The sequence below is a fragment of the Methanothermococcus sp. genome (assembly GCF_015523155.1).
Classification (GTDB): domain Archaea; phylum AGJL01; class Methanococci; order Methanococcales; family Methanococcaceae; genus Methanofervidicoccus.
Map to the genome: position 1 here is coordinate 1 of NZ_WAKW01000036.1, position 4,849 is coordinate 4,849.

Sequence of the window (4,849 nt, forward strand, 5' to 3'; positions counted from 1 at the left end):
AAAAAGAATATAAAAAAAGAGGAATATATAGTTTCTTCGGAGCTTTAAAACAGATTCAGAGATAAATTATACTTCCTTAACTAACTTCTATTACTCGAATTTATCTGGGTATATATATTTATTAATATTTGATATCGTATGTAATTCCTATCTTAGACACACTCGAAATAAATAAAAAAATAAATTAATAATTTATTATTAATTATTCCATATCCCCTCTTTCTCTTGTTTTTTCCAATTTTTTAACTTTTTCAGTATCTACAAATCTATCTTTTAATGCCTCCAATATCTGTGGAACGGATGTATATTCCATCATAGCTTCTGGCAATCTGTGAGGCTGGAATGGTCCCATGCTTCTTATCATATCTGCCATATCCAATGCCTTCTGTCTTGCATTGTTGAATGAAATATCTGCAAATAAGTCATTGGGTCCTACCAATCTACCCTCTGAGAGTTGGAATCCTAATGCCATTATTCTTGGAGGTCCATCAAACCTTGAAGGTCTTGCGTCATCTTCACCAACTGGCATTAATGGTCCCCAGTGGCATCCTCTCATCCATCCAGGAACAAGATGTGGTGTTGCAAATGCCTCTAAAACTTCTCCAACTGCTGGCATACCACTTTGAGCCCTTACAATTGCAACAGGGTCATCTTTACCAACATACTTTCCTGCAATATAATTTAATTTTTCGGAGCTTGCTATTGCTGCAATTTCGTTATCTTTTGCTCTAAATACTCTTTTTACAGCATATTTTTCTAAGTTTCCGATTAATGCTAATAATGAATAGGATTCTTCTGGTGTTTTTAAGGTAATTTGTTTATTTCCATACATGTCCAATACATCGAATTTAAATCCACCAGTCATAGATTTATCATAAACAAGACCAGCTGTATGAAAGGGGTCTGCAAACATCTTGTAGAATGGCATGTTGAATGCTGTTGGGTCTGTTTTATCACAGCAAAATACTATTACAGGCTCACTTGGTCGTTCAACAAATTCCATCTCAGCGCATCCAGGACCCATACCTTTTACATTCCCTGTAAACCCCTCTGCAAGTAAATCCTGACCTGCACCATATAATTTTAATTCCTTTGCAACTTCTGTTGCTTCTTCAAAAGCCTTCCATGCCAACCCATGTATGTTTTCATTATCTGTTCCAAGCTTATGGGTCATGATTAAATCAATATCATCACCACACCTTGTTACATAATAGTCAATCAAGAATTCGTCGATAGCTTCTTCAAGAACATATTCACATGTATCCAACAATTCATCTGGTGCCAATGTGTGTCCGCACAATCCTCCAACATCTGCTTTAATAACACTTAAAGTTATTTTTTCTTCCATAAAAACACACCTTCTTTTTTTATTATTAAATCTTAATTTTATTCAAAATTAATATTATACTTAAAAATATTTATAGTTATTGTTTTAATTAATATTATTTAATTTTATACATTAAAATTTATATTTTATATTTTTTAAATATGCTTAATTAATGGATATATATAAACCTTTTCAAAAAAATTCATAAATATAGCTTAAAATAGAAATTTAATATTATTTAAAAATAAAAACGTAAATAAGATAACTAATATATATTCATTATCATAACATACGATGAAAAAATATATAATAATGTTATTATTACACTTTAAAAGGAGAAACCATGCAATCGTTTAAAATAGCAAAAATAATGAATATTCCAATAGAACTCCACATTACATTTATTTTACTTTTGATATTGGTATATTATTTTTGGGGTATTGGTGGATTTATATTATATATATTCCTATTTGCATCGGTGGTTTTGCACGAATTAGGTCATTCATATATTGCAAAAAAATATGGGGTTCATATTGAAAAAATTCTTCTTCTTCCAATTGGTGGAATGGCTATGATGGATAAAATTCCAAAAGAAGGAGAATTTAAAATAGCCATAGCTGGACCTATTGTGAGTATTATATTGGGTTTTATTTTTTATGGAATATCCATTTTTGTAGATTTTAATATTTTAAAGATTGGTACCATAACATATCCCCTATTTATGACAGTTGGCGTGTTGAATTTTATGCTTGGATTGTTTAATTTACTTCCTGCATTTCCAATGGATGGGGGTAGGGTACTTAGAGCTCTGATTTCACATAAAGTAGGTTATTTAAAAGCCACAAAAATTGCATCCACCATTGGACAATATCTTTCGTTTATTATGCTTGGTTTTGGTATAATATCCTTAAATATTATTTTGATATTAATAGCTTTATTTATATACTATGGAGCCTCTCAAGAGTACAATGCATTACTCTCTTACGAAGTATTCAACAAAATAAAAGCTAAGGATATTATGTCAAAAGATATTGTAGCAGTTTCTCCAGATGATTCTGTTAAAGATTTAATAAATTTGATGTTTAAATATAAGTATATGGGATATCCAGTAGTTAAAGATGGGAATCTTATAGGTAGTGTTTCCTTTGATGATATTACCAAGGTTAATGAGAATATGTTAATAAAAGATATTATGTCTCCACCAGTTGTAGTGTCTAAAAACATGGATTTAAATGACCTTTTGCACAAAATAAACAATTCTGAAAGAGTTTATGTTATGGAAAACAATAAGTTGGAAGGATTAATTTCAAAAACAGATATAATTAGAACATTAAAATTATTGGGGTTAAAACATAAAATATAAAAAAGTAAAATTATTTAAAAAATTATTATTTATTTTTCTTCCATTCTGTATATCCACACTTTCCACATGAATATCTATTTAAATGCTCAGCCATGAATACACCAGGACCGCATTTTGGGCACACTTTTTTTATTCTCTCTAAGCTGTCTCCTTCAACTTTGTAGTATTTATATTTTTGGGTACCTTTATTTTTTGTAGCCATTATTCTCCCTCCGCTTCAATTTCTTTTTTTTCTTCTTCAATTTTATTTTTTTCTAAAACTGATTTCTTTTCAATTAAATTCATCATTTTTTCGTCGTTGTATACTTTTACATATCCAGTAGATTCCATTTTACCAAATTCTTGATTAAGTGAATTTATAACAACCATATCTTTATTTGCATTTAACATTGCAATGAGCTTCATTTTTACATCTTTTATAGATGGTGTAGCTCCTTCATATTTCACTATAAATTTGACTTCCCGCCTATTTAATAGTGGATTGACTCTATCTGAAATTATTTCTATCTCCATAACATCACCAAAGTATTTTTTATTACTTATAAAAGTTAATAATATTTAAATTTTTTATAAACATTTATTTATTCTTTATGTAATTTATTATTTAAGTTTTTTCAAGATATTAGTCTTGCATATAATATTATAATATAGAAATCTAAGTATATTATTTATTATTTTCTTTTATCCATCATGTTTAATATATTATCTATTTCGTTTTTTAAATCTTTGCTTATTTTTAGCAATACTACGCCTTTATCAGGTTGACCATAAATTACAACAGTGCCTTCGGGAAAGTATTTAATAACTGGTATAGTAAGTAAATCCTCCTCACCATTTACTTTTAAAGCAACGTTTTCATAGTTTTTTGTAGAGAGGTATTTAATTTTTTCCATTGCTTCGTAGGATATACACCCTGGGGGGTTGCTTACTTCAAAAACCTTCATAAATTTGTGGTTTATATCTACGGGTATATTTCTTTTAGTTTTTAAATCAAAAATTGATAAATTTGGTATTATGTTTTTTAATAAAAGATTTTTTGTGGTGATATCACCAATAGAAACGACCTTTCCATTTATAGGGGGTAGTTCTTTATATACTTTTCCAAAAGGCTTTTTAAGTATTTTTCTTAATCTCTCAGTTAATACGTACATAATGTCCCTTTATAGTTATTTTACACTTAATGCATATTTTCCTCTGCAATCTGCCTTAATCTTTTTGGCAATTTCTGAATTTATAGGGTCTAATATAATTAAAAGACCTCTATAATTTTCAGAAGTTTCAGAACCACAAAGTGGGCATTTATCTTCATTAGTTAGATATTTACACCGTAAACAGGCATTCATAATTCATCCACCTTTTTTATAAATTTATTACTTATTTAATTTTGCATTAATTTATTTTACATATTATTTATTATTTATTTTATTCATTTTTCTTCTTTTTTCTTTTTCTTCTTTTATCCATTCTAATTTTCCTAATCCAGGTTGTCTCATGGTTAATGCTATTTTACTACCTCTCTTTTTAGCCTCTCTTAAGCTAACTGCTACAATTCTTGCTCTTACTTTATCTCCTTTTTCAATTACTCTTCCAGTTTCTTTTCCAATTATTGCTTCTCTTTTTGGGTCGTATGACACATAATCATCCATAATCTGAGATATATGGACAAGCCCATCTAAGGGACCTAATCTTACAAAGACACCAAATTCCACCACATCTACAACTTCCCCCTCTACAACCTCGTAGAGTTCAGGCATATAACATAAAACATCAAAAACTGCTGAATGGTATGCTGCTCCATCTCCATATATTACCTTTCCATCTCCAATTTCTCGTATTTTTCCAATTGATAATATAAATCCCATATCTTTATCAAGTATGCCTTCATACTTTTCCATAAGTATTTTTTGAAGATTTTCATTTAAAGGAGCTCCAAACATGCGGGGTGGAACTCTTACAGTATCCGAAATAGTTACCAATTTATACAATTAATCACCTCATATTTTCAAATAGTATTATGATGGAAGTATGTAATATAGTTAATTATAATAGAATATACATTATATATAAAAATTCAAAATTAAAAATTTCAAAAATAATATATTATTTTTAATATATTTCTTTAATAATAGAATAGAAAAGTCGGTATTTTATACTAAAAT

At 28.6% G+C, this 4,849-nt stretch carries 7 protein-coding genes; 1 reads left to right on the plus strand and 6 read right to left on the minus strand.

The features are described from left to right. Nucleotides 1–202: 202 nt before the first annotated feature. Entirely contained in the window at nucleotides 203–1,348 is a 1,146-nt protein-coding gene (fbp, locus tag F7B34_RS03900) for a fructose-1,6-bisphosphate aldolase/phosphatase (RefSeq protein ID WP_292460516.1), read from the minus strand. A gap of 322 nt (nucleotides 1,349–1,670) precedes the next feature. Here fbp and F7B34_RS03905 point away from each other — a divergent pair, with 322 nt between their 5' ends. Further along, nucleotides 1,671–2,690 carry a site-2 protease family protein gene (locus tag F7B34_RS03905; RefSeq protein ID WP_292460518.1) on the plus strand — a complete coding sequence of 340 codons (1,020 nt, stop codon included), beginning with the start codon at nucleotides 1,671–1,673 and terminating at the stop codon, nucleotides 2,688–2,690. 25 nt (nucleotides 2,691–2,715) lie between these two features. Here F7B34_RS03905 and F7B34_RS03910 read toward each other — a convergent pair whose 3' ends face one another. The 5 genes from F7B34_RS03910 to F7B34_RS03930 all read right to left on the minus strand — a co-directional run bounded on the left by F7B34_RS03910 (nucleotide 2,716) and on the right by F7B34_RS03930 (nucleotide 4,675). Continuing rightward, nucleotides 2,716–2,892: a 30S ribosomal protein S27ae gene (locus F7B34_RS03910; protein WP_292460520.1), complete on the minus strand. Its 177-nt coding sequence runs from the start codon at nucleotides 2,890–2,892 to the stop codon at nucleotides 2,716–2,718. Continuing rightward, nucleotides 2,892–3,203 carry a 30S ribosomal protein S24e gene (locus tag F7B34_RS03915; RefSeq protein ID WP_292460522.1) on the minus strand — a complete coding sequence of 104 codons (312 nt, stop codon included), beginning with the start codon at nucleotides 3,201–3,203 and terminating at the stop codon, nucleotides 2,892–2,894. The genes F7B34_RS03910 and F7B34_RS03915 overlap by 1 nt, the downstream gene beginning before the upstream one ends. Nucleotides 3,204–3,361: 158 nt before the next feature. Next, nucleotides 3,362–3,841: a GTP-dependent dephospho-CoA kinase family protein gene (locus F7B34_RS03920; RefSeq protein WP_292460524.1), complete on the minus strand. Its 480-nt coding sequence runs from the start codon at nucleotides 3,839–3,841 to the stop codon at nucleotides 3,362–3,364. A 15-nt stretch (nucleotides 3,842–3,856) separates the two neighbouring features. Beyond that, complete coding sequence (gene spt4 / locus F7B34_RS03925) at nucleotides 3,857–4,033, minus strand: transcription elongation factor subunit Spt4 (RefSeq protein WP_292460525.1); 177 nt, start codon at nucleotides 4,031–4,033, stop codon at nucleotides 3,857–3,859. 63 nt (nucleotides 4,034–4,096) lie between these two features. Beyond that, the gene (locus tag F7B34_RS03930) at nucleotides 4,097–4,675 is read right to left on the minus strand and encodes a DNA-directed RNA polymerase (protein ID WP_292460527.1); all 579 of its coding nucleotides are present in this window, start codon (nucleotides 4,673–4,675) and stop codon (nucleotides 4,097–4,099) included. Nucleotides 4,676–4,849: the final 174 nt, after the last annotated feature.

Coding starts and splice junctions, on each gene's coding strand:
- F7B34_RS03920 (WP_292460524.1), bottom strand. CDS start 3,841: ATGTACGTATTAACTGAGAGATTAAGAAAAATACTTAAAAAGCCTTTT.
- F7B34_RS03905 (WP_292460518.1), top strand. CDS start 1,671: ATGCAATCGTTTAAAATAGCAAAAATAATGAATATTCCAATAGAACTC.
- spt4 (WP_292460525.1), bottom strand. CDS start 4,033: ATGAATGCCTGTTTACGGTGTAAATATCTAACTAATGAAGATAAATGC.
- F7B34_RS03915 (WP_292460522.1), bottom strand. CDS start 3,203: ATGGAGATAGAAATAATTTCAGATAGAGTCAATCCACTATTAAATAGG.
- fbp (WP_292460516.1), bottom strand. CDS start 1,348: ATGGAAGAAAAAATAACTTTAAGTGTTATTAAAGCAGATGTTGGAGGA.
- F7B34_RS03910 (WP_292460520.1), bottom strand. CDS start 2,892: ATGGCTACAAAAAATAAAGGTACCCAAAAATATAAATACTACAAAGTT.